This is a genomic window from Streptomyces sp. enrichment culture (genome assembly GCF_964272895.1).
Classification (GTDB): domain Bacteria; phylum Actinomycetota; class Actinomycetes; order Streptomycetales; family Streptomycetaceae; genus Streptomyces.
In genome coordinates, this window is the sequence record NZ_OZ186832.1 from 1,847,652 (window position 1) to 1,869,253 (window position 21,602).

General features: G+C 74.0%; 17 protein-coding genes and 2 pseudogenes. 10 read left to right on the forward strand and 9 right to left on the reverse strand.

Annotation, left to right across the window (positions count from 1 at the left end; translation table 11 throughout):
- Positions 1 to 120 precede the first annotated feature (120 nt).
- From ACSU6M_RS08415 to ACSU6M_RS08430, 4 genes are all read left to right on the forward strand, one after another.
- Positions 121 to 1,587, forward strand: coding sequence for a PLP-dependent aminotransferase family protein (locus tag ACSU6M_RS08415; protein WP_437068380.1), 1,467 nt, complete (start codon positions 121 to 123; stop codon positions 1,585 to 1,587).
- A 318-nt stretch (positions 1,588 to 1,905) separates the two neighbouring features.
- The gene (locus ACSU6M_RS08420) at positions 1,906 to 4,740 is read left to right on the forward strand and encodes a PEP/pyruvate-binding domain-containing protein (RefSeq protein WP_437068381.1); all 2,835 of its coding nucleotides are present in this window, start codon (positions 1,906 to 1,908) and stop codon (positions 4,738 to 4,740) included.
- Positions 4,737 to 5,657, forward strand: a complete 921-nt coding sequence (locus tag ACSU6M_RS08425; protein ID WP_437068383.1) for a hypothetical protein — start codon at positions 4,737 to 4,739, stop codon at positions 5,655 to 5,657. The genes ACSU6M_RS08420 and ACSU6M_RS08425 overlap by 4 nt, the downstream gene beginning before the upstream one ends.
- Before the next feature lie 363 nt (positions 5,658 to 6,020).
- Positions 6,021 to 6,659 carry a fused DSP-PTPase phosphatase/NAD kinase-like protein gene (locus ACSU6M_RS08430; protein ID WP_437068385.1) on the forward strand — a complete coding sequence of 213 codons (639 nt, stop codon included), beginning with the start codon at positions 6,021 to 6,023 and terminating at the stop codon, positions 6,657 to 6,659.
- Between the two features lie 169 nt (positions 6,660 to 6,828).
- Here ACSU6M_RS08430 and ACSU6M_RS08435 read toward each other — a convergent pair whose 3' ends face one another.
- Both ACSU6M_RS08435 and ACSU6M_RS08440 read right to left on the reverse strand, forming a co-directional pair.
- A complete protein-coding gene (locus ACSU6M_RS08435; protein ID WP_437068386.1) occupies positions 6,829 to 7,104 on the reverse strand; it encodes a DUF397 domain-containing protein in 276 nt (91 codons plus the stop codon).
- A complete protein-coding gene (locus ACSU6M_RS08440) occupies positions 7,105 to 7,965 on the reverse strand; it encodes a helix-turn-helix domain-containing protein (RefSeq protein ID WP_437068387.1) in 861 nt (286 codons plus the stop codon). It abuts the gene before it with no gap.
- 286 nt (positions 7,966 to 8,251) lie between these two features.
- Here ACSU6M_RS08440 and ACSU6M_RS08445 point away from each other — a divergent pair.
- From ACSU6M_RS08445 to ACSU6M_RS08455, 3 genes and pseudogenes are all read left to right on the forward strand, one after another.
- Positions 8,252 to 8,854, forward strand: a pseudogene (locus ACSU6M_RS08445) (ATP-binding protein); the annotation flags it as partial.
- Positions 8,855 to 9,219: 365 nt separating this feature from the next.
- Positions 9,220 to 9,648, forward strand: a complete 429-nt coding sequence (locus ACSU6M_RS08450) for a hypothetical protein (protein ID WP_437075049.1) — start codon at positions 9,220 to 9,222, stop codon at positions 9,646 to 9,648.
- Positions 9,649 to 10,071: 423 nt separating this feature from the next.
- Positions 10,072 to 11,883, forward strand: a complete 1,812-nt coding sequence (locus ACSU6M_RS08455) for an ABC transporter ATP-binding protein (RefSeq protein WP_437075050.1) — start codon at positions 10,072 to 10,074, stop codon at positions 11,881 to 11,883.
- A 46-nt stretch (positions 11,884 to 11,929) separates the two neighbouring features.
- Here ACSU6M_RS08455 and ACSU6M_RS08460 read toward each other — a convergent pair whose 3' ends face one another.
- From ACSU6M_RS08460 to ACSU6M_RS08485, 6 genes are all read right to left on the reverse strand, one after another.
- The gene (locus tag ACSU6M_RS08460) at positions 11,930 to 12,103 is read right to left on the reverse strand and encodes a hypothetical protein (RefSeq protein ID WP_437068389.1); all 174 of its coding nucleotides are present in this window, start codon (positions 12,101 to 12,103) and stop codon (positions 11,930 to 11,932) included.
- A gap of 177 nt (positions 12,104 to 12,280) precedes the next feature.
- Positions 12,281 to 12,970 carry a DUF899 domain-containing protein gene (locus ACSU6M_RS08465; protein ID WP_437068391.1) on the reverse strand — a complete coding sequence of 230 codons (690 nt, stop codon included), beginning with the start codon at positions 12,968 to 12,970 and terminating at the stop codon, positions 12,281 to 12,283.
- Positions 12,971 to 13,037: 67 nt separating this feature from the next.
- Positions 13,038 to 14,228 carry a cytochrome P450 family protein gene (locus ACSU6M_RS08470; protein WP_437068393.1) on the reverse strand — a complete coding sequence of 397 codons (1,191 nt, stop codon included), beginning with the start codon at positions 14,226 to 14,228 and terminating at the stop codon, positions 13,038 to 13,040.
- A gap of 10 nt (positions 14,229 to 14,238) precedes the next feature.
- Positions 14,239 to 15,627, reverse strand: coding sequence for an amidohydrolase (locus ACSU6M_RS08475; RefSeq protein ID WP_437068395.1), 1,389 nt, complete (start codon positions 15,625 to 15,627; stop codon positions 14,239 to 14,241).
- A 307-nt stretch (positions 15,628 to 15,934) separates the two neighbouring features.
- Positions 15,935 to 17,845: an FUSC family protein gene (locus ACSU6M_RS08480; protein WP_437068396.1), complete on the reverse strand. Its 1,911-nt coding sequence runs from the start codon at positions 17,843 to 17,845 to the stop codon at positions 15,935 to 15,937.
- A gap of 108 nt (positions 17,846 to 17,953) precedes the next feature.
- Entirely contained in the window at positions 17,954 to 18,727 is a 774-nt protein-coding gene (locus ACSU6M_RS08485; protein WP_437068397.1) for a nucleotidyltransferase domain-containing protein, read from the reverse strand.
- Positions 18,728 to 19,099: 372 nt separating this feature from the next.
- On the opposite strand from ACSU6M_RS08485, the pseudogene ACSU6M_RS08490 reads away from it, so the two are divergent.
- Both ACSU6M_RS08490 and ACSU6M_RS08495 read left to right on the forward strand, forming a co-directional pair.
- Positions 19,100 to 19,432, forward strand: a pseudogene (locus ACSU6M_RS08490) (RidA family protein); the annotation flags it as partial.
- Positions 19,433 to 19,471: 39 nt separating this feature from the next.
- The gene (locus tag ACSU6M_RS08495) at positions 19,472 to 19,948 is read left to right on the forward strand and encodes an N-acetyltransferase family protein (RefSeq protein ID WP_437075051.1); all 477 of its coding nucleotides are present in this window, start codon (positions 19,472 to 19,474) and stop codon (positions 19,946 to 19,948) included.
- Between the two features lie 96 nt (positions 19,949 to 20,044).
- Here ACSU6M_RS08495 and ACSU6M_RS08500 read toward each other — a convergent pair whose 3' ends face one another.
- Positions 20,045 to 20,917, reverse strand: coding sequence for a uracil-DNA glycosylase (locus ACSU6M_RS08500; protein WP_437068399.1), 873 nt, complete (start codon positions 20,915 to 20,917; stop codon positions 20,045 to 20,047).
- Between the two features lie 138 nt (positions 20,918 to 21,055).
- On the opposite strand from ACSU6M_RS08500, the gene ACSU6M_RS08505 reads away from it, so the two are divergent.
- Positions 21,056 to 21,580 carry an RNA-binding S4 domain-containing protein gene (locus tag ACSU6M_RS08505; protein WP_437068401.1) on the forward strand — a complete coding sequence of 175 codons (525 nt, stop codon included), beginning with the start codon at positions 21,056 to 21,058 and terminating at the stop codon, positions 21,578 to 21,580.
- Positions 21,581 to 21,602 lie beyond the last annotated feature (22 nt).

Consider the following 21,602-nt stretch of genomic DNA (forward strand, 5'->3'; position numbering starts at 1 on the left):
CGCCTCGTCCGCACGGCACCCCGCCCGCGTAGCAGCCTGCGGCCCGCCCCACCGGCCGCACAGGCCACCCACCCCACAGGCCACCGACTGTAGAGGCCACCGACTGTAGGGTCCCGATCCATGACGGAGTCATGGGCCGACGCGGCGGAGCGGATCGGGGCCGACCTGCATCTGGAGCTGTCGGGGCCGGGGGGCCGGCGGGCGGCGCTGATCGGGGCGCTGCGCGAGGCCGTACGCAGCGGGCGGCTGGCGCCGGGGACGCGGCTGCCGCCGTACCGGTCGCTGGCGGCGGATCTCGGGGTGGCCCGCAACACGGTGGCCGACGCGTACGCGGAGCTGGTCGCGGAGGGGTGGTTGACGGCCCGTCAGGGTTCGGGCACGCGGGTGGCCGAGCGGGCGGAGGCGGTGCGCCCCGCCGTACGGGTGGCCCCGAGGACCCGCGCGCGTGGGGTGCGGCACGATCTGCGGCAGGGGACGCCGGACGCGTCACGGTTCCCGCGGACGGCCTGGCAGGCGTCCTATCGGCGGGCGTTGCAGCAGGCTCCGAACGAGGTGTTCGGGCCCGGCGATCCGGCCGGCCGGATCGAGTTGCGCGAGGCGCTGGCCGAGTATCTGGCCCGCGCGCGTGGGGTGCGCACGGAACCGGGGCGGATCGTGGTCTGCTCGGGGTTCGCGCACGCGCTGCGGCTGCTGTTCGGAGGCGGGGTGCTGCGCGGGCCGCTGGGGGTGGAGGCGTACGGCCTGGGCTTCCACCGGGAGCTGCTGGCGGGCGCGGGGGTGCGGACGGTTCCGCTGCCGCTGGACGAGCACGGGGCGCGCGTCGATCTGCTGGGGCGCGAGCGCGCGGTGCTGCTCACGCCGGCGCATCAGTTCCCGACGGGCGGACCGCTGCACGCGGCACGGCGCTCGGCGGTCGTGGACTGGGCCCGCACGCGGGGCGGCGTGGTGCTGGAGGACGACTACGACGGCGAGTTCCGCTACGACCGCAAGCCGGTCGGCGCGCTCCAGGGCCTCGATCCGGAGCGGGTCGTGTACATCGGCTCGGTGAGCAAGAGCCTGTCACCGGCGTTGCGGCTGGGCTGGATGGTGCTGCCGGGGCACCTGGTCGATCAGGTCCTCGGCGTCAAGGGCGAGCGGGAGGGCTGGGCGAGCGTGCTGGACCAACTGGCGCTCGCCGACTTCCTCGCCGCCGGGTCGTACGACCGTCATGTGCGGCGGATGCGGCAGCACTACCGTGGCCGCCGGGACCGGCTGACCGCGGCGCTGGCCGCGCAGGCCCCGCACATCGAGGTCACGGGCGTGGCCGCCGGGCTGCACGCGGTGCTGCGGCTGCCGCCGGGGACCGAGCCGAGCGCCGTCAAGGGGGCGGCGTGGCAGGGGATCGCCCTGGACGGTCTGGCGGAGTTCCGTCATCCGGAGACGGACATGGAGCCGATGGACGGCCTGGTGGTGGGCTACGCAACTCCGCCAGAGCACGCCTACGCCGCGGCGTTGGAGGCGCTGTGCGGTGTGCTGCCGGCGGCCCCGGACGGCGATGGCCACCACGGGGGTCTCGGGACCGGACGGGAGGGCCGACGCGTCGGGTGAGCAAGAGCCCACGTCCCCGCGCCGACGCGTCGGGTGAGAGCCCACGCCCCCACGCAGACGCGGCGGGTGAGCAAGAGCCGACGCCCTGCGACGGGTAAAAGTTGAGCGAATTCCAGGCGAGCCCGAATTGGCCGGAATGTGACATCGAACAGAGGTGTTCCCCTGGAGTAAGTGGGATCATTTGGTCCCAGGAGGTGTTTCGTCGCCGCAGCCCGTGAAACGGCTCGGCAGCGCTCGCCCCATCCTTCGTTCCGCCGTCAGGCGCAGGGCCAACCCCGCGCGTCCCCCCTGTTGGCGGTCGGTCCTGGAGGGTGCTCGATGACGACTCTCGACGAACGTCACGGAGAAGGTGCGTACGAGGGAGAAGGTCCGCGGGGCCCGGCCGCGCGCGGCGCGTCGTCGCCGGCGCACGGCGCGGTGGCCGTCGCGCTGGACCAGCCCGCCGCGTCGGACCCGGCCGTGGCCGGTTCCAAGGCCGCCAATCTCGCCCGTGCGGCCCGCGCCGGACTCCCTGTACTCCCCGGTTTCGTGATCCCGGCCGGTGTACCCGAGGCCTCCCCCGCCCTGCGCGACGCCTGGCACGAACTCTCCGACGGAGGCGAACGCCCCCTGGTCGTGCGGTCCTCCTCCTCCCAGGAGGACACCGGTGAGTCGTCCCAGGCGGGGCGCTTCGACTCGGTGCTGGACGTGCGGGGACTCGCCGACTTCCGCGCCGCGGTACGGGCCGTGCGGGCCTCGGCCGAGCTGCCGGACGGCACGAGGGCGCCGATGGCGGTGCTGGTGCAGCCGATGCTCAGGGCACGGGTGGGCGGTGTGATGTTCGGGGCCGACCCCGTCGCGGGTCGAACGGACCGGCTGCTGGTGAGCGCGGTGCCCGGCGGGCCGGACACCCTGGTCGGCGGGGTGCTGGCGGGTACGGACCACTGGCTGAGCCCGCGCGGACGGCTGCTGCGGGTCGAGGCGCCGGCCGATACGACGGCGTCCACCGGTTCCGGCCCGCTGCTCGGCCGCGCCGAACTGGGCCGGCTGGCACGGCTCGCGCGGCGGGCGCGGCGGGTGTTCGGCGGACCGCAGGACATCGAGTTCGGATTCGACGGGGACGGCCGGCTGTGGCTGTTCCAGAGCCGGCCGATCACGGCGATGGCCGCCCGGCCGCCGCGTGGCGCCCGGCTGCTGGGCCCCGGCCCCGTCGCGGAGACGCTGCCCGACCCGCTGGCCCCGCTGGAGGAGGACCTGTGGGTGGCGCCGATGGCCCGCGGTCTCGCCGCCGCGCTGGACCTCGGCGGCACCGCGCCGCGCCGGCTGCTGCGGTCGGTGCCGGTCGTGACGTCGGTCGGCGGGCGGGCGGCCGCGGATCTACGGCTGCTCGGCGCGCTGCCGCCCCGCCGGCGATGGCTGGCGCTGCTCAACCCGGCGCCGGGTGCGCGGCGGCTGGCCGCGGCCTGGCGGGTGGGCCGGCTGACGGGGGCGCTGCCCGGACTCGCCCTGGACCTCGTCGCCGACGTCGACCGCCGCCTCGCGGAGATACCCCGGCCCTCCGAGCTGCCCGGCACGGAGCTGGTGGCCACGCTGCGCTGGACGCGCGCCACGCTGGTCTCCCTGCACGCGCAGGAGAGCCTCGCGGGTGCCCTGCTGCGCGACGCGGCCCACAGTACGGCCGCGGGAGCGGCCCTGGCCGCGCTGGCGGACGCGCGGGCCCGGCGAACGCCGGACGACCAGGTCGTCAGCAGCGAGCCGGTGGTCCTCGCCCTGACCACCCCGAGCCTGCGGGGGAAGCCCCTGCCGCGGGAGACGGGAGGGTCGGGTCCGTACGGGCCCGACGCTGGCGTCCGGACGTCCGGGACGGGGACCGCAGAGGCGTTCCCGTCAGGGACAGGGACCGCAGAGGTGTTCCCACCGGGGTCGGGGACCGCAGAGGCGTTCCCGTCGGCGCCGCTGCCCCCGGTCGAGGGCGTGAGCGACAGCTCGTACCGCGGCTCCGGCGGCCCGTCCCGCACGGCGACCCCGACCACCGGGCCCGCCGGCAACGGCCACGCGCGCGTGCGGGCGCTGACCACTCCGGGCGCGATGGACGTCGTACGCCCCCGCCGGGACCCGGGCGAACCTGCCGGCCCTTACGACCCTTACGACCGGGGTGGTGTCCCCGCCTCGCCACGCCCCGCGACCCTGCCCTCGCTGCCGCCCCGCGAGGCCCTGCGGCTGCGGATCCGGTGGGTGCAGGAGCTCCAGGTGCGGCTGGTGCGGGAGGGAGCGCGCCGACTGGCGGTGCGCGGCGTGCTGGACGACCCCGCGCGGGTCGGCCTGCTGCGGTGGCCGGAGCTGATCGCGGCCCTGGAGGGCGGTCCGCTCCCCGGTGACGTACGGGAGCGGGTGCCGAGGCCGCTGTCCGCCCCCTTGCCGGACGCGTTCCGGATCGCCGCGGACGGCGCGATCGTCGCCGAGCGGCCGCGGGGCCGCGGGGCGGAGCGGCACGGGTCGGCCGGCGCCGGCGCGGGCCGGGGCGTGTCCGGCGGGCGCGCCGTCGGCACGGCCTGGGACGGCACCGGGCCCTGCCCCTCCGACGCGGTGCTGGTCGTCCGCACACTGGACCCCGCGCTCGCCCCGCTGCTCCCCCGGCTGACCGGCCTCGTCGCCCAGACCGGCAGCCCGCTCTCCCACCTCGCCGTCCTGGCCCGCGAGTTCGGGCTTCCGGCGGTCGTCGGCGCCACGGACGCCGTGGACCGCTTCCCGCCCGGCACCCGGCTGACCCTCGACGGCAGGACCGGCGACCTGCGCGCGGAGGCCGCGCCGCCCGACGACCCGCTCCCCGAGGCGCGCCCCGGCCCGGTCGACGGCGGCCGATTCCCCGACGCGCACCCGGCCCCGGTCGACGGCCGAAACCTGGACGCGGTCCCCGGACCGCCGTCGCCCCCGGTGGACGGCCACCCCGTCGGCAGACACGCCCAGCCCCCGAAGGGTCTGACCCCCACCCGGCTCACCGGCGACGCTTCCCCGCCCCCGGCGCCCGGCCGCCACGTCGACACGCCCCCGACCTCCACGCACGATCGGCACGTCGACACGCCCCCGTCTCCCCGGCACGACTGGCACGTCGACACGCCCCCGTCCCCCGTACACGTCCACCGTGCCGACACGCCCCCGGGAGGCCCCCGATGAGACGGCTGGCCTATGCCTTCGGGGCTGCTGCCGCGGCGGGCGCGGCGGTGTACTTCGTCGTGTATCTGTACCGCTGGCAGTGGCAGCGCGCGGTGCTGTGCGGTGTGGTGCTGCTGGTGGTGGAGGTGCTGATGCTCGGGCTGGTGATGCTGGGGCGGCTGTCGCGCATCGAGGAGCGGGTCCGGGACACCGACCGCCGTCAGCGCGAGTTCACCGAGCGGCAGCGGGACGTACTGGCGCGGCTGCGCCAGGGGCAGCGGGCCGAGGAGAGCGGGCCGCGGTTCCGCTGGCTGGACGAGCCCGCCGAGCGCACCTTCGTCTTCGTGCCGGTCCTGATGGTCACCGGTGTGCTGCTGTCGGGCATCGCGTGGCTGGTGCAGCGGGTCGCGGCGTCGACGTCCCGGCCTGCGGAGCGGCATCTGGCCGGGCGGCTGGCGGTGCTCGCCGCGCCCGACCCCGCCGTCGGCGCCGACCTGGACGACATACCGCCGCCGGGCGGCCGGCGCTCCCCCCGCCGGACGGCCCGGCTGGTGGTCGCGGGCGCCGTGGGCACGGCCCTGCTGGGCGGGCTGGTCGTCGGCCTGGCCGAGCTGACCCAGACCCGGCACGAGCCGGAGGACGCCTCCGCCGCGACGTCGGTACTGGTCCGTATCGACGTACGCGGCGACGACATGACACCGGAACGCCGGGCCCTCGCCGCACGGCAGCTGTGGGAGGGCTGCCGCGACTCCACGTCCGTGCCGCTGAGCAAGGCGACGCTGGGCGATCTCGGCGACGGAGTGTTCGCCGGGGTGGTGCGGCCGGCGCTGACCGAGCACGACCGCCTGCGGCTGCGCGGCTGCCTGGAGGACACGGGCCTGGAGCGGGCCCACCTGACGGTGGTGGGGATGGGCGACGCGGAGGCGTACGGGCGCTGAGGACCACGAAGGAGCGGGAGGAGCGGGGACGGGGCAGCCCGCGCGCGCGTGACGGGAGCAGCCCCCGCGTGCGACGGGCGCAGCCCGCGGACGGGACGGGAGCAGCCCGTACGTGTACCACGTGCGCGGCGCGGTACTCGTACCCTGCAGGCATTCCGAAATGAGAGATAGGTCATATCTATCTTTATCGGACATGCCGGGCAACGCTACGATGCCACAGATCTCCCCGTCCCCTAGCCCCCTGGGCCCTTCATGGCTGTCACCGCCGAAACCATTTCCGCCGAAACCCATCCCCTCTCCACCGCCCCCGTCCCCACCGTCCCCGTTCCGGTCCGTCCGAAGCGCAGCGTCAAGAAGCGCGTCGTGCGGGCTCTGGTCGCCGTCGTGATCGGTTATCTGGCCCTGTGGGCCGTCGGTACGCTCGGCATCCTCGCCGTCCACCAGTGGGCCAAGGCGGATGTCCCGGCGCCGGCCGGCACGCGGACGGTCCAGGGCGTCCACAACTTCCAGCCGGTCGACTCCCAGGGCCATCTGTGGCGTGGTGCCGCGCCCTCCCCCACCGGCTACCGCAACCTCGCCGACATGGGCATCACCACCGTCGTGGACCTGCGCGCCGAGAAGCTGAGCGCGCACCAGCTCGCCGGACCGGAGAAGGCGGGCCTGGAGGTCGTGCGCATGCCCATCCGGGACGGCCAGACGCCGACGCCGGACCAGGTGAAGCAGTTCATGGACACGGTGAACTCGTCCGCCGGACCGGTCTTCGTCCACTGCGGCGCGGGCGTGGGCCGGACGGGCACGCTGGCCGCGGCCTATCTGGTGCAGAGCGGCGAGGAGCCGGCGTCGACGGCGGTCTGGCGCAACCTCTCGGTCGGCCCGCCGTCGATCGAGCAGATCTGGTACGGGCTGCACCTGGACAAGGACAAGGCCGAGCAGCCGCCGGCCGGCGTGGAGGCGCTGAGCCGCCTGGTGGACGCGCCTCGCCGGATCTGGTCGTACCTGTAACGCTTCCTGTACGACGTTGCGCGGTCACCCTCGGCGGGGTGGCCGCGCAACTGCATGTTCGGCCCGAGCCAACCGCCCCATGAGACAGCGGCTCCGCAGGACAACAGCTCGGGCCCGGGTTTAAAAGGCGCTCGCGCACAAAGTCGCTCAGGACAGCAGGAAGTGTCGCTCAGGACAGCAGAAAGTCCGCCTCACCCGCCTTCGCGCCCTCGATGAACGCCGTCATCTCGGCGGAGGTGTAGATCAGCGCCGGCCCGTCGGGATCGGTGGACTGCCGCACCGCGATACGGCCGTCGGCGAGCTTCATCGCCTCAAGACAGTTGCCCCCATTGCCGCCGCTCCACGGCTTGTGCCAGCCCTCGCTGCCCAACTCCCGCGCGGGCATGCCGTTGTAGATCCGCTTTCCGCGGATCCGCGGGGAGGACTGGGGGTTGATGCGATCCATTCAGAGCTCCTTGCGGAGATCCCGGAGGATCTCCTTCGTGCGTGGTGCCGTAGCGGCCTGCGCCGCCATGCGGTCCATGACCTCGAGGTAGGTGGCCACCTCGGAACGCGCGTCGAGATAGACGGCTCCGGTCAGGTACTCGCTGTAGACCATGTCCGGGAGTTCGGGCACGGCGAATCGGAACAGCACGAACGGCCCGTACGTTCCGGGGTGCGGCCCCGTGGCGAACGGGACGACCTGGAGCGTCACGTTGGGCAGCTTCGTCGCGTCGAGCAGTTTGTCGATCTGGGCACGCATCACCTCCGGGCCGCCGACGGGGCGGCGCAGTACGGTCTCGTCCATCACGACCCAGAACCGCGGGGCGCCCTCGCGGGTGAGCAGTTCCTGGCGTTGCATGCGCAGGGCGACATGGCGCTCGATGTCGTCCGGACTGGTCTGGCCGACGGCGCCGGAGAGCATCACCCCGCGCGCGTAGTCCTCGGTCTGCAACAGGCCGGGGACGAAGTGGGGTTCGTAGCCGCGGATGAGGCTCGCGGCCCCCTCCAGGCTGACGTGCATGGAGAACCAGCCCGGCAGGATGTCGTGGAACCGCTGCCACCAGCCGGGTTTGTTGGCCTCCTCGGCCAGCCGCACGAATGCCTCGGCCTCGTCCTCGGGTACGCCGTACGCCTTCAGCAGCAGTTGCAGATACGGGATCTTGAGCGCGACCTCGGCCATCTCCATCCGGCGGACGGTGGCCGGGGCGACATGGAGGACACGGGCGGCCTCCTCACGCTTGAGGCCCGCGCGTTCCCGCAGGTCCAGCAGGCGCCGACCGAGGACGACCTGTCCCACCGTCGGCGCGGACCGCGGCTCGCTCACCCTCCACCTCCACCTCCACCGAAGACTCCCGACAGCCCTGCGGCGCCATCCGAAGACCCGTTCGAAACCTCGGGTCGTCACCTTCGACGCCCGTCACACCGGTCGGATCCGGACGCATGACGTACAGATCAGGCCGGGCCGGACATGTCCGGCCGAGGTCTCGGCGATCCCAAGTGGCGCCGCTCGACGTGCTGTTGCGAGCAGTGTGCCACGGCCGTCCACCGCGTCACACAGCACTCTGCAATTTTCAGAGTGACACTTGCCAAGTGTTCACGGCGGGGAGATAGTGGCAAGCGTGATTCCGTCCGCGCCCTTAGGAACAGACGCCGCGCGAGGTTCTTACGACCTCGGCGCCGCCTCAGGAGCCGCTCCCCACGGGGACGGGCCAGAGCGCCGGTTCCGCTTCGAGCTGGCCGCACATCCGGGCTCTCCCGCGCAGGCCAGACGCCTGACGCGGGCACGGCTGGCCGGCTGGGCGGTCTGCGAGGACACCCGTGACACCGCGGCCCTGGTCATATCCGAGCTGGTCACCAACGCCGTCGTGCACACGGCGAGCACCGTCGTCGCCTGCGAGCTGCAGGACGGCGTCGACATCGTGCGCATAGCCGTGCGCGACGAGGGCTGCGCGCCCACCGAGCCGCATCCCTGTGCGCAGCGCACGGAGGAGGAGCAGGGGCGGGGACTGCTCCTCGTGGAGCACCTCTGCCGTGCCTGGGGCGCCCAGGAGAGCGGCACGGGGCTGCTGGTCTGGGCGGAGGTACCGCGTCAGACGACGGCCGACGAGCCCCGCGGCGACCTGGGCTGGGGCGCCCGCCCGAAGCCGGGGCCCGCGCAGGACGACTCCGAGGAGGAGGACGAGGCGGAGGCATACGGCCGCGACGCGGGGCGTACGCAGGGCCTCGGCCGTGACGCCGGGCATGCGCAGGGCTTCGGTCGCGACGCCGGGCGTGCGCAGGGCTTGGGTCGCGACGCCGGGCATCCGCAGGGCTTCGGTCGCGACGCCGAGCAGATGGAGAGCTACGGCGACGGGCACATAGAGAGCTACGGCGCCACGCACGCCGAGGGCTACGGCCGCGACGTCCCGCACGCGGAGAGCTACGGCCGCGACGCCCGGCGAGGCGCAGGTCACGGCCACGGCATCGGCATCGGCATCGGCGGAGCCGAGGGCCCCGACCATCACGCCGGGCGAGCCGAGACCCACGGGCACCGCCCCGGCCACGGCACGGGCTACGGCCATGACGCCGGGCGGAGGATCTGGTGAGTGCCGCCGTCTCGGGCCGGGTGCTCAGCCTGGACACGCTGATCCGCCTCGGGCGCGACGCCCGACCCACCCCCTCACCGCGGCCCCTGTCCGTACCCGCGGGCATGACCGCCCCGCTGGGCTGCGACGCGGTGGTGATACCCGCGCGGCTCGGCCCGCTGCTCATGCCGCGCCTGCCCCGCGTGGGGTGCGTCTACGCCGACGACGACCAGTGGTGGTGGCTCGTCCCCTCCGAGTCCGACTACGCCCTGGACTGGCCCTCCCCCGCGCACTACGCCCGCGGCGCCGTCGCCCCCGACGCCCCGCGCCTCATCCACCGCCCCGAGGGCACGCTCCCGTACACCCCGCCCATCCCCCTCTACCTCGCCCTGTGCCGGCTGACGGGGACCGCACCGAGCTGGTCGCACCCGGTCACGGCGTAGGGCCGCCGCAGTGCCCGCCGCCCGGTCACTTGGGAGCCGTGACCGGGCGGCAACGTTCACCCCGGCGCATCCCCCGCCCCCACCACCCCAGCCGAATCCGCGCCTCCGCTACAACCCCAGGCGCGTCCGCACTTCCAACACCACCCCGGACCCATCCCGCACCCCGCCCCCGCCCGGCGCACGCCCGCGCACAGCCGGCCCCCGGTCCCGCGCCCTCCCCAGCACCCACGCGTCTCGCGATAGTGGCCCTCCGCAGGCGAGCGGTCACGGGGAGGTCGGCGGGTGGGAAAGGCGGGACGGAAGGACGACGTGGGGCGGACGGACACGTCCGAGTCGGAGCGGCTGCTGTTCGGCGGGCCGCTGCGGTACGACACGGGATGGAACCAGCACTCGGACGCCTTCCTGGAGCTGGGCTTCCGGGCGATGATCACCCGGCTGCCGTCCCTGCTGGGCGCCAGCGTGACCCTCGCCTGGCACGCCGACCGGCGTGCCGCGCGGGTCGTGCTGGCCGCCGAGGCGGGCCGGGGTGTCGCGCAGGCGGTGAGTCTGCTGGCGATGAACAGCGTGCTGGCCCGGCTGATGACCGGCGGCCCGATCGAGGACCGGTTGCGCGGCGCCGCCCCCGCGCTCACCGCCATCGCCGCCGTCCTGCTGCTCGGGGCCCTGCTGCGCGCGGCGTCCACGTACGCCACCGGCCGCCTGGAGCCCAAGGTGGAGCGGCTGGCCACCGAGCGGTACCTGGAGCGCGCCGCCGCCGTCGAGCTCGCCGCGATCGAGGACCACACCTTCCACAAGCTGCTGGACACCGCGCAGTACGGCGCCTCCGCCTCCCGGCGCATGATCGCGCACGCGACCCGGCTGGTGAACGCGATCATCTCGCTGATCGCCGCGGCCGGCGTGCTCACCGTGCTGCACCCGGCCCTGCTGCCGCTGCTGATGACGATGACGCTGCCGAGCGCGTGGGGCGCGCTGACCAACGCTCGCCGCCGCTACGAGTCCTTCCACGCCTGGGTGCAGCACGCGCGCGCGGGCTATCTGCTCCAGGGCCTGCTGACGGAACCCGCCGCCGCCCCCGAGATCCGGCTGCACGGCGTCGGCCCGTTCCTGCTGCGCCACTTCCGCGCGATGTCGGAGACCGCGGAGGCGGAACAGGCCCGGCTGGCCCGGCTCGCGGCCCGGACCGGGCTGATCGCGGCGGCGTGGACGGGCCTGGCCACGGTGGCGACGTACGCGACACTCGGCGGCCTGCTGCTGTCCGGCGCGATGGCGCTGTCGGTGGCGGGTACGGCGGTGATCGCGATCCGTACCGGTTCAGGCAGCCTGGACAGCCTCGTCCTGGAGGTGAACCAGCTGCACGAGGAGGCCCTGTTCGTGGGCGACCTCCAGCGGCTGAACGTGGAGGCGGCCGCGCGCGCGATCCCGGTCGGCGGGGTGGCGCTGCCGGAACGTCCACGGGAGATCAGATTCGAGAACGTCACGTTCCGCTACCCGGGTGACACCGCCCGCCCGGCCCTGGACCGCGTCAGCCTCACCTTGCCCCTGGGCCGGATCATCGCCCTGGTCGGGGAGAACGGGTCCGGCAAGACGACCCTGGTCAAACTGCTCGCCGGGCTCTACACACCCGACGAGGGCCGCATCCTGTGGGACGGCGTGGACGCGGCGACCGCGGACCGTGCGCGGCTGGCCGAGCGCATCGCCATGGTCGCGCAGGACTTCAAGCGGTGGCCGTTCACCGCGAAGGTCAACGTCGCGATCGGCCGCCCCGCCGCGCCCCTCACCGAGGAACGGCTGGCGGCCGCGACAGCCCAGGCGGGCGCCGAGAACGTGGTGGCGGATCTGCCGCGCGGCCTGGACACCCTGCTGGCCCGCAACTTCAGCGGCGGGCACGAGCTGTCCGGTGGCCAGTGGCAGCGGCTGGGCATCGCGCGGGCGGCGTACCGGCGCGGAAGCATCCTGATCGTCGACGAGCCGACCGCCGCCCTGGACGCGCGCGCCGAACTGGAGGTCTTCGACAGGATCCGGGCACTGGCCGGCACCGGCCAGACCGTCGTCCTGATCACCCACCGGCTGGCGTCCGTCCGCCACGCCGATCTGGTGCACGTACTGGCGGAGGGCCGGCTGGTGGAGTCCGGCAGCCCGGACGAGCTGCTGGCCTCCGGCGGTGTCTACGCCGAGCTCTACGGCCTGCAGGCCGAGCAGTTCACCACGCGACTGCCGACGCCCGAGCCCGGCTGAACGGCCCGCCGGCACCCGAGGCCGACTGAGCCCACCGCAGGCGCCCTCAGTCCGTCCCGTCGCCGCGGACGATCACCAGGAACGTGTCCGTCGACAGGTCCATCACGACCTCGGCCGGCAGGCCCTCCATGCGGCGCGCGTGCGCGAACTCCTCCGCGGGCCAGGAGCCACGGGGCCCGCCTGCGGGAAAGCGCTCGAGCACCTTTCGCCCGTTCACCATCCTGCACCTCCACAAAGCGTCGTACTTGTATGAGTTAACGCCCGCGGAAGCCCAAGGGCCTCGCTCGGAGACAGGACTGAGACATAGTTGACACTCGTCCACCGCAGAATGTGAGCCGCGTCTCAGAAACGTACGCATACCGGCTACGGTGCGCCTCGGCCGCGGCACTCGGCGTGATCAGTCCTCGTATTCGTCGTGATACCGGATCCTCTCGCTCCCCGCAGGCGCCCCGAAGACCGACGCGCGCCCCTTGGGCTCCTCCCACTCCTCCTGCCGACCGAGTGCCGTCAGGTCGAGCAGGGTCGTGGTCGAGCCGAGTCCGTCCAGGCCGCGCTCGAAGGCCGAGTAGGTGTGGAAGATCCGGTCGAAGTCGCGCAGGAAGCAGCTCACCCCGGGCCGCTCCACCAACTCGCCCTCCCGCTCCAGGGTCACCTCGAAGTCCAGGTTGAAGTCACTGTCGTAGGACGAATACCAGGGCAGCGTCCACCCCATGCGTGCCTTGAACGGCAGGATCCGGGTGTACGGCGCCCGGGAGACGGCCGCGAACGACGTGTTCCGGGCATGCAGATGCGCCAGATGTCCGATCTGGTCCAGGAACGCGGAACAGCTGCGGCAGCCCGCCTCCCACTCGGGGGCGAACATGAAGTGGTAGACGACGAGTTGGTCCCGCCCCTCGAACAGGTCGAACAGTGTGGCCTTGCCGTCGCCGCCCTCGAAGAAGTAGTCCTTCTCCACCTCGACCATGGGCAGTCTGCGCCGCTCGGCGTTCAGCGCGTCCCGCGCGCGCGTCACCGCCTTCTCCTTGAGCAGCAGTTCCTCGCGCCGCGCACGCCACTCGGCGCGCGAGACGATCTGCGGAAGCGACATGGCCCCTCCTGTGCAACGGTCCCGTTGCGTGTGGTGACCGGCAGGAGGGGCCGAACTCATCGCCGCGTCACAAGATTTTTTCCCGCACCGTCGCGTACGTCACCGGGAGCGCCGTCAGACCGCGGGCGCGCAGCGACGGACGCCACCGCGGTTCGGGCTCGGCGAGGGCGAGCTCGGGGAACCGGTCCAGGAGCGCGGCCAGCGCGATCTCGGTCTCCGCGCGGGCCAGCGGGGCGCCGAGGCAGTAGTGGATGCCGTGGCCGAGGGCGAGATGGCCGGAGGTGTCGCGGTCCAGGAGGAGCCGGTCGGGGTCGGGGAAGCGGGCGGGGTCGCGGTTGGCCGCGGCGAGCGAGAGCAGCACGGTCTCCCCGGCGGGCACGGTGACGCCGCCGAGGGTGACGTCCTCGGTGGCGAAACGCCGGATCGCGAGGAGGGCGGGGCCCTCATGGCGTACGAACTCCTCGACCGCCGCGGGGATCCGCGCCGGATCCTCGCGGAGCAGGTCCAGCTGCTCGGGGTGCCGGAGCAGCCCGAGGACGGCGTTGCCGATGAGCTGGACGGTGTTCTCGTAACCGGCGAAGAGGATGAGGAAGGCGAGCGAGGTCAGTTCGTCCTCGCTGAGCCGGTCGCCCTCGTCGCGTACGGCGATGAGGTCCGAGAGCAGATCGTCCGCGGGCTTCTCCCGCTTGGCGGCGAGCAGTTCGGTGAAGAACCCGAGCAGTCCCCCGACCGCCTCCTTGGCGGCGTGCGGGCGGCTGGGGTCCGGATGCACCAGGGTGTCGGTCCAGCCGCGGAAGTCCCGCCGCTGGCCGTCCGGCACGCCGAGCAGGTCGCAGATGACGGTGATGGGCAGCGGCGCGGCGTAGGAGCCGATCAGGTCGGCGGTGCCGTGCGGGCCGAGCGCGTCGAGCAGCCGGTCGGCGGTACGGCGGATGGGGGCGCGCAACCTCTCGACACGGCGCGGAGTGAACGCCCGCACGACCAGCCGGCGGATGCGGGTGTGGTCGGGCGGGTCCATGTTGAGCAGATTGGCGTCGAGGGCCGACGGCAGCGCGAACCCCTGGTAGTTGCCGGGCGCCGCATGTCGTTTGTCGAGGGAGAACCTAGGGTCGGCGAGGGCCTGGCGCACATCGTCGTACCGGGTGACGAGCCAGGCGGGGTTGCCGTCGGTGCCGGTGATCCGGTGCACCGGCGCGCTCTCACGCAGGCGTCGGTACGTGTCGTGCGGGTGGTCGATGAGGCCGTCGGCGGGATCCATGGAGGTCAGCCTAGGCGCCGTACTCCTGGATCCGCTTACCGTGCCCGCGGTCCACGAGCGCGGGCAGCCGCCGGTTCAACTCCCCCACCACCGCGGGCACATCGATGGTCAGCAGCTCGCGGTCGCGCATCAGGACCCGGCCGTCGACGATCGTGGTGGTCACGTCCGAGGCGCGGGCGCTGTGCACCAGGGTGGCGGCGAGGTCGTGGACGGGCTGGGTGTGCGGTCCGGACAGGTCCACCAGGACGAGGTCGGCGCGCATACCGGCGGTGATCCGGCCGACGCGGTCACCGAGCCCGACGGCCTGGGCGCTCTGCACGGTGGCGTGGTGCAGGGCCTGGCGCGAGGTCAGCCAGCGGGGGTCGCCCTCGGTGGACTTCTGCACCAGGGCGGTGAGCGCCATCGACTCCCACACGTCCAGGGAGTTGTTGGAGGCGGCTCCGTCCGTGGCGAGCCCGACCGGGATACCGAGGGCGCGCAGGGCTCGCACCGGGGTCGTGGTGGGCCACGCGAACTTCAGATACCCGCGCGGCGCACTCGCCACCGCGACCCGGCCGCCCGCCCGCCCCAGTACGGGCAGGTCGCGGTCCAGGATGCCCGTGCCGTGGGCGATGAGCAGGTCGGTGTCCAGGAGGCCGGTGCGGTCGAGGACCTCGACGGGGGTGACACCGTGGCGGGCGAGGCCGGCCTCCGCCTGGTCGCGGTTCTCGGCGGCGTGCAGGTGGACGGGCAGGCCGTGCTCGTGGGCCAGTTCGGCGGTCGCGGCGAGGTCGGCGTCGGTGACCGTGTAGGGGGCGTGCGGGGCGAGGGCGGTGGTGATACGTCCGTCCGCGCCCCCTCGGTGGCGCAGCGCGAACTCCAGTGACTCCTCCCGCCCTTGCGGCCCCTGCGACGAGAAGTACGCCTGCCCCAGGTGCGCCCGCATCCCGCACTCCGCGACGACCGCCGCGACCGCGTCCATGGCGAAGTAGTGGTCCGCGAAGCAGGTCACGCCTCCCCGGATCATCTCCGCGCACGCCAGCCGTGCGCCCAGCTCCACGTCCCGCTCGGTCAGGTTGACCTCGACCGGCCACACCACCTCGTTGAACCACTCCTCGGTCGGCAGATCCTCCGCCAGACCCCGCAGCGCCACCATCGAGGCGTGCGTGTGGCAGTTGACCAGGCCGGGCAGGGCGACCTGGCCTCGGGCGTCGATGTGCTCGGTGCGGCGGGTGGTGGGGGCGGGCGGGGGTGTGGGGGCGGGCGGGGGCGCGGGCGTGGTGTCCCCCGTGGTGACGGAGACGATCACTCCGTCCCGTACGGCGATCGTGGCGTCCTCCTGGAACGCGATCTGCTCGTTGTCGTCGTGCACGAGGACCGTGCAGCCGGTGATGAGGAGGTCGGCGGCAGACTGACTCACCACGCCAACGTACGCCGGGGTGGTGGGGGTGTGTGGGGTGAACTGCGCATCTGGTCGGGGGTGAGGGGGCGGGGGGACGCTACGGTGGCGTCGCTACGGCGGGACCGTCGGAACGGGGCCGTTACGTCGCTACGACTCCGCCCTCGGGACGCGACCGTTGCGTCGCTACGGGCGGGACCGCCGGAACGCGACCGTTGCGTCGCTACGACTCTACCCTCGGGACACGACCGCTGCGTCGCCACGAAGCCGTCGCGACGCAACCGTTGCGTCGTAACGCCCCCGCCCCGCAACCTGAGCCCCAGCCCCGTCACCCGGTAGCGCACTCGGGAAGCCGCACCTGGCCAGGAGCCGGAATCCGCAGCTCCGAGCGGGCCCGGTGGGCCGTGAGCCGGTCCAGGAGTTCGGTGAGGCGGCGGGCGTGGCGCGGCGTGAGCCGACCGGTGTCGTCGAGGTGCACGGCGCAGGCGGTGGCGGTGTCGACGAGCCGCTCCAGCAGGGCCGCGACCTCGTCGGCGCCGTGGCTGTGGCGGGCGAGGGCGGGCAGTTCGGCGGCGGTGAGGGCGATGGCGGCGCGGGCCTCGGCGAGGGTGCGGTATGCCTCGCGGCGCAGGACCCAGCGCCGGGCGCGGTCGTCGGAGCCGCTGAGAACGTGCGCGAGGTAGCGCTGGGCCGCCTCGGCCGCCACGGCGAGCCGCCCCCGTACACCCCCGCCCCGCTCGCCCGGCACCGGCAGATGGCCGACGAGGAGGACGATCGCGCAGGCCAGCAGGGTCTCGCCGATGCGGCCGGCGGATGCTTGCGGTTCACCGCCCACCATGACCAGCGCGAGCACCAGGACGGTCACCACTGCGGTCTGGGCGGCGAAGTGCCGCGTGGCGACGGGGATCAGCGCCCCGCACACCGCCACGACCGCCACGAGTCCGGCCGGCCGGGGAAGCACGGCGGCGAGCGCGGCGAAGGCGAGCGCCCCGAGCACGGTGCCCGCCGCGCGGCACAGCACTCGGGAGACCAGCGGCCCGAGGTCGGGTTTGACGAGGAAGACGGCGGTCGCGGGCAGCCAGTACCAGTGCGGGTGGGCCCCGTACCACTGGGCGTGGTGGAGCCACTGGGCCACGGCCGCGCCGGCTCCGAAGGACAGCCCGACCCGGAATCCGTACTCGCGTCCGGCGGGCCCGAACGCCGTCCGGACCAGCTCGGCCGGCCCGCGCGCGCGGGTGTGCAGATCGCCGCCGTCCCCTTGGTCGAATGCCTCGGCGGCGGCGAGCAGCGCGTCGTCCAGTGCGCGCAGCGCGGGCCCTGAGCGGCGGGGCGCGGGCAGCGGGCCGGGATGGGTGCCGCGGCGCACGGCCGCGGCGAGGCGGCGGGGCCCGGCCGAGGCGCGGGGCGTGAGCTTCCGCCCGGTCCACGCGAGCGCGGTGGCCGCCTCGGCGAGCGGCAGGGCGGCGGCGTACTGGGCGTGCAGTCGCCGTTCGGCCGTGGAGGAGGCGAATCGGCGCAGTCGGGGGCCGCCGAGGGCGTCCTGTGCCTGGTCGAGTGCGGCGGTCAGGGCGGCACGGCGGGCGTCGGCCTCGGCGGTCCCCGCCGCGTCGAGCAGGTCGGCCGTCGCGTCGTACACCCGCGCGACGGCGACCCTCTCCCCGTCGAAGCGGAAGTCACCGGCGAGCGAGCCGGGCGTGGGCAGTACGAGCCGCAGCACCAGGAGCCACCCCGCGCCGGCGAGAAAGGCGAGCGCCCGCTGCCATCCGCTCTCGGGCAACGGCATCCCGGCTCCGACCGCCGCGGCGACCAGCACCTGCGTACCGGCGGCGGACGCCACCGGCCCCACCGCACTGGCGCAACCGGCGAGCAGCCCGAGCACCAGCAGAGCGAGCGTCAGCGCGAAGGCCCCCGTGTACGGTCCGCCACGCCCGTCCAGCCCGTCGGCGAACTGCCCGGCGTACGTCCCCCCGGCCAGCCCCGCCGCACCCGCGAGCGCGGGCACGCCCAGCCGCTTCACTGCCGAACGCCGGCTGCCGGGCCGGTCGTTGATCCCGGCCAGCATCGCCGCGATCGCCGCCACGACACCCACCGAGGCCCGCCCGACCAGCACGGCCGCCGCCAGCAGGGGTCCGGCGGCCAACGCTCCCCGCAGCACCGCGTTCCACGGGACCGGCCCCTTCTGCGCACGCAGGGCGTGGGCCAGCCAGGGCGGAAGAACGACGGCGGCGCGGCGCGACACGGGGCTCCTGTTCTCCGGGGATGGGTGATCCACCGTAGAGCGCCCTCTTGGAAACGAAGGTACGAACGTGTTTCCGGCGTGTGACAGATGGCGGTGCAGCGGTTTTCTTTATGAACTAAAGGGATCGGGAGGTGTGCCGAGCAGGGCCTCGACGGCCTCCACCACCGCGACCAGCCGACCGGGATCGGGCTCCAGCCCGCTCAGCAGGCGGTCCACCTCCCGCAGTCCCGCCCGCTCCAGCAGCCGCTTCTCGTTCGTCACCCACTCACCCCGCGCCGCCAGCAGGGCGTGCGCGGCCTGGGCGGCGGCCGTGGCGACGGCGCCGGCGACCTCGGTGAGGCGGCCGGCGGGAGCGTGGTGGGCCTTGGCGTAGCCGAGGGTGGCGAGGGCGGTGCCGTGCCAGCGCTCGGCGGCGGAGGCACGCAGCTTGTCGGGGTAGGCGGCGGGCCGGGGCAGTTGCCCGCGCAGCACCTGGTTGACGGCCAGTTCGGCGACGACCAGATAGCTGGGGATCCCGGCCAGATGGAACAGCAGCGGCTCGGCCCGGAACCGCCCCGCCTCCGCCTCCGCCAGCTCGTGCTCGACCACGTCGAGGTCCCGGTAGTGCACGTCCACGCGCCGCCCGTCGATCGTCAGCCAGGCGCCGCCGTTGAAGACACCTCCGCCCCAGCCCCCGACCTCGGAGACCTCGCCCTCCCAGCCGACGGCACGCAGGTCCTCGGGGTCGAAGGGGCCCCGGTAGTAGACGGCGAGGTCCCAGTCACTGTCCGGACGGTGCGTGCCCTGCGCCCGGGACCCGCCGAGAGCCACGGCGCGGACGGCGGGGAGAGCGGCGAGGCGGTCGGCGGTCGCGTCGAGGAAGGCGCGGTCGGCGGATGGCATACGGGCAGCCTAGGGAGCGGTGTCGGCCGCCTCCACCGGTTTGGACCGGCACGCTCACCGCGCTGCCGGGGCGAGGGCGGGCGGCCGAGAAGCGCAGGCATTTCCGTGCCGCTCCGCGGACGCGGCTCCGTCTCCACGGCATATCCCGACCTGGCCCAGGAGTGCGAACGGCGGCTACGGGAGAAGGGGTTCGGCTCGGTGCGCGAGTGATGCCGATGCCGGTACGGCCGCTCCCTCGCCGCCCGCGATCCCCAAGTCCTGCTCGGCCGCAAAAAGAAGGTGCGAAGGTTCTCCGCGTCCCGGAGGATCGAGGGTCGGCGTGCCGAGCATCCACACGCCCACCCGTCCGACGCTCACGAGGAGCCGCCCCGCATGATCCGGCGCGTCACCGTCCCCACCCTCTTCCCGCCGCCCACGTACTCCCATGCCTCCGTCGTCGAGGCCGGCACCAGACTCGCCTTCCTCGCGGGCTCGGTGCCGGTCGACGCCGACGGAAAGGTGGTCGGCGAGGGCGACCATGTACGGCAGGCCGAGCAGGTGATCGCCAACCTCGGGGAGCAACTGCGGGCCGTGGGCAGCGGTTTCGCCCACGTCGTGGCCACCGAGGTGTACGTGGTCGCCCATGAGCCCTCGGTGCTGACATCCGTGTGGGACGTCGTCGAGGCGTCCGGCCTGAGCACGGGACCGCACTCCTCCACGCTGCTCGGTGTGACCTGCCTCGGCTACAGCGGCCAGCTCGTGGAGATCACGGCCACGGCGGTCGTCCCGGACCCGGCGGACGTCACGCTGCGCCGGGCGGACGCCGCCGACGCGGACGCCGTGGCCGAGGTGTATCTGCGGTCCTTCGACAGCGCGCTGCCCACCGTCGTAAGGCCGCACTCCGACGACGAGGTACGCGCCTACCTCCGCGATGTCGTCGTGCCCCGGGGGACGACCTGGGTAGCGGAGGCGGAGGGCGTGATCGTGGGGCTGATGGTCCTCGACGGTGAGGAGATGGCGCAGCTCTATCTCGACCCCGACTGGCGCGGTCGCGGCATCGGCGACCGGTTCGTCGCACTCGCCAAGGAGCGCTCTCCGCGGGGGCTGAGCCTGTGGACCTTCCAGGTCAACAAGCCCGCCCACCGCTTCTACGAACGTCACGGCTTCCGCGCGGTGGAGCACACCGACGGCAGCCGCAACGAGGAACGGGAGCCGGACATCCGGTACGAGTGGCGGCCGTAGGCCAGGCGCCGGGTGGGCAGCTCTTGACCGCGTCGACGCCGACCACCGCTCGGCGATGCGGCACCTGTCCGGCGCGGACGCCGCCTTGCGCCCCCTTCACCGCGTCGGCCGCAACCCCGCCGCCTCGGCCGCACTGCCCAGCACCTCCCGCAGCATCTCCGGCGTCAACCGGCCGGTGAAGGTGTTGCGCTGGCTGACATGGAAGCAGCCGAAGAGCGCGAGCGGGTCACCGCCCTCACCGTCCCGAAGGCTCACCCGCGCCCCGTGCGCGAACGCCGGCCGTGGTCGCGGCACCGTCCACCCCGCCTCCGCCAACGCCGGCAGCGTCGCCTGCCAGCCGAACGCGCCCAGCACCACCACCGCCCGCACCGTCGGCCTGAGCAACCGCAACTCGCGCACCAGCCACGCCCGGCACGTGTCCCGCTCGCCGGGCGTCGGCCGGTTCTCCGGCGGCGCACAGTGCACCGGCGCGGTCACCCGCACCCCGTACAGCTCCAGCCCGTCGCCGACCGCCACCGACGTCGGCTGCGACGCCAGCCCCACGTCGTACAGCGCCTGATACAGCACGTCCCCCGACCGGTCCCCGGTGAACATCCGCCCGGTCCGATTGCCCCCATGCGCCGCCGGAGCCAACCCCACCACCAACAGCGCCGCATCCTCGGCCCCGAACCCGGGAACCGGCCGCCCCCAGTACGTCCACTCCGCGAACCCGGCCCGCTTGGTCCGCGCCACTTCCTCCCGCCACTCCACCAACCGGGGGCAGGCCCGACAACCGGTGATGCGGCGGTCGAGGGCACGCAGGTTCGTGGGGTCGGTGGGGTGGGAGGGGCCAGAGTGGTTCGGGAGCGGGCGGTCAGGCAGTGGGGGGTCGTTCAGGAGCGGGCGGTCCGGCAGTGGGGGGTCGCTCCGGTCGTGGGGATCAGGCAGTGGGAGGTCGCTCCGGTCGTGGGGATCAGGGGTGGGGGTCATGGTTCCACGGTAGGGCCGGGCGGCCCGTCGCCCCGGAGGGCCCAGGGCCCTGCCGGGCCGCGTCACAGGCGGCAGCTCTCCCTCACCGCGTCGAAATGCAGTCCAGGTCTCGGCTCCTGGCGAGCTAAGGTCGATGCCATGGTTTCCTCGGACGCGGACGACACGCAGCAGGCCGTCGCCGGTGACGGCGCCACCCCGCCCGACCCGAAGATCGCCGCTGCCGTGGCCGCGGCCGAGGCGGCGGGTCCGGCGAACGGTGAGAGCGTACGGGTCGACAGCTGGATCTGGTCCGTACGGCTGGTCAAGACCAGGTCCATCGGCGCCACCGCCTGCAAGGGCGGCCACGTCCGGGTGAACGGCGACCGCGTCAAGCCCTCCCATTCCCTGCGCGTCGGCGACGAGGTCCGCGTCCTGCACGAGGGCCGGGAACGCGTCGTCGTCGTCAAGCGCCTGATCCGCAAGCGGGTCGGTGCCCCGGTGGCCGCCCAGTGCTACGTCGACAACAGCCCGCCCCCGCCGCCCCGCGAGGCCGTCACGCCCGTCGGCCTCCGCGACCGCGGCACCGGCCGCCCCACCAAGCGCGACCGCCGCGAGCTGGAGCGGCTCCGTGGCATCGGCGGCCTGGGCTTCCTCCCGGACGGTCGGTCTCCTCGGGACCGCTGACGTACGGGCGGGTGCCCTGGGC

Bases quoted from the DNA above. Each gene is read 5' to 3' on its own strand.
- ACSU6M_RS08415 (WP_437068380.1), top strand. From the start codon at position 121: ATGACGGAGTCATGGGCCGACGCGGCGGAGCGGATCGGGGCCGACCTG.
- ACSU6M_RS08420 (WP_437068381.1), top strand. From the start codon at position 1,906: ATGACGACTCTCGACGAACGTCACGGAGAAGGTGCGTACGAGGGAGAA.
- ACSU6M_RS08425 (WP_437068383.1), top strand. From the start codon at position 4,737: ATGAGACGGCTGGCCTATGCCTTCGGGGCTGCTGCCGCGGCGGGCGCG.
- ACSU6M_RS08435 (WP_437068386.1), bottom strand. From the start codon at position 7,104: ATGGATCGCATCAACCCCCAGTCCTCCCCGCGGATCCGCGGAAAGCGG.
- ACSU6M_RS08455 (WP_437075050.1), top strand. From the start codon at position 10,072: ATGATCACCCGGCTGCCGTCCCTGCTGGGCGCCAGCGTGACCCTCGCC.
- ACSU6M_RS08460 (WP_437068389.1), bottom strand. From the start codon at position 12,103: ATGGTGAACGGGCGAAAGGTGCTCGAGCGCTTTCCCGCAGGCGGGCCC.
- ACSU6M_RS08465 (WP_437068391.1), bottom strand. From the start codon at position 12,970: ATGTCGCTTCCGCAGATCGTCTCGCGCGCCGAGTGGCGTGCGCGGCGC.
- ACSU6M_RS08470 (WP_437068393.1), bottom strand. From the start codon at position 14,228: ATGGATCCCGCCGACGGCCTCATCGACCACCCGCACGACACGTACCGA.
- ACSU6M_RS08485 (WP_437068397.1), bottom strand. From the start codon at position 18,727: ATGCCATCCGCCGACCGCGCCTTCCTCGACGCGACCGCCGACCGCCTC.
- ACSU6M_RS08500 (WP_437068399.1), bottom strand. From the start codon at position 20,917: ATGACCCCCACCCCTGATCCCCACGACCGGAGCGACCTCCCACTGCCT.
- ACSU6M_RS08505 (WP_437068401.1), top strand. From the start codon at position 21,056: ATGGTTTCCTCGGACGCGGACGACACGCAGCAGGCCGTCGCCGGTGAC.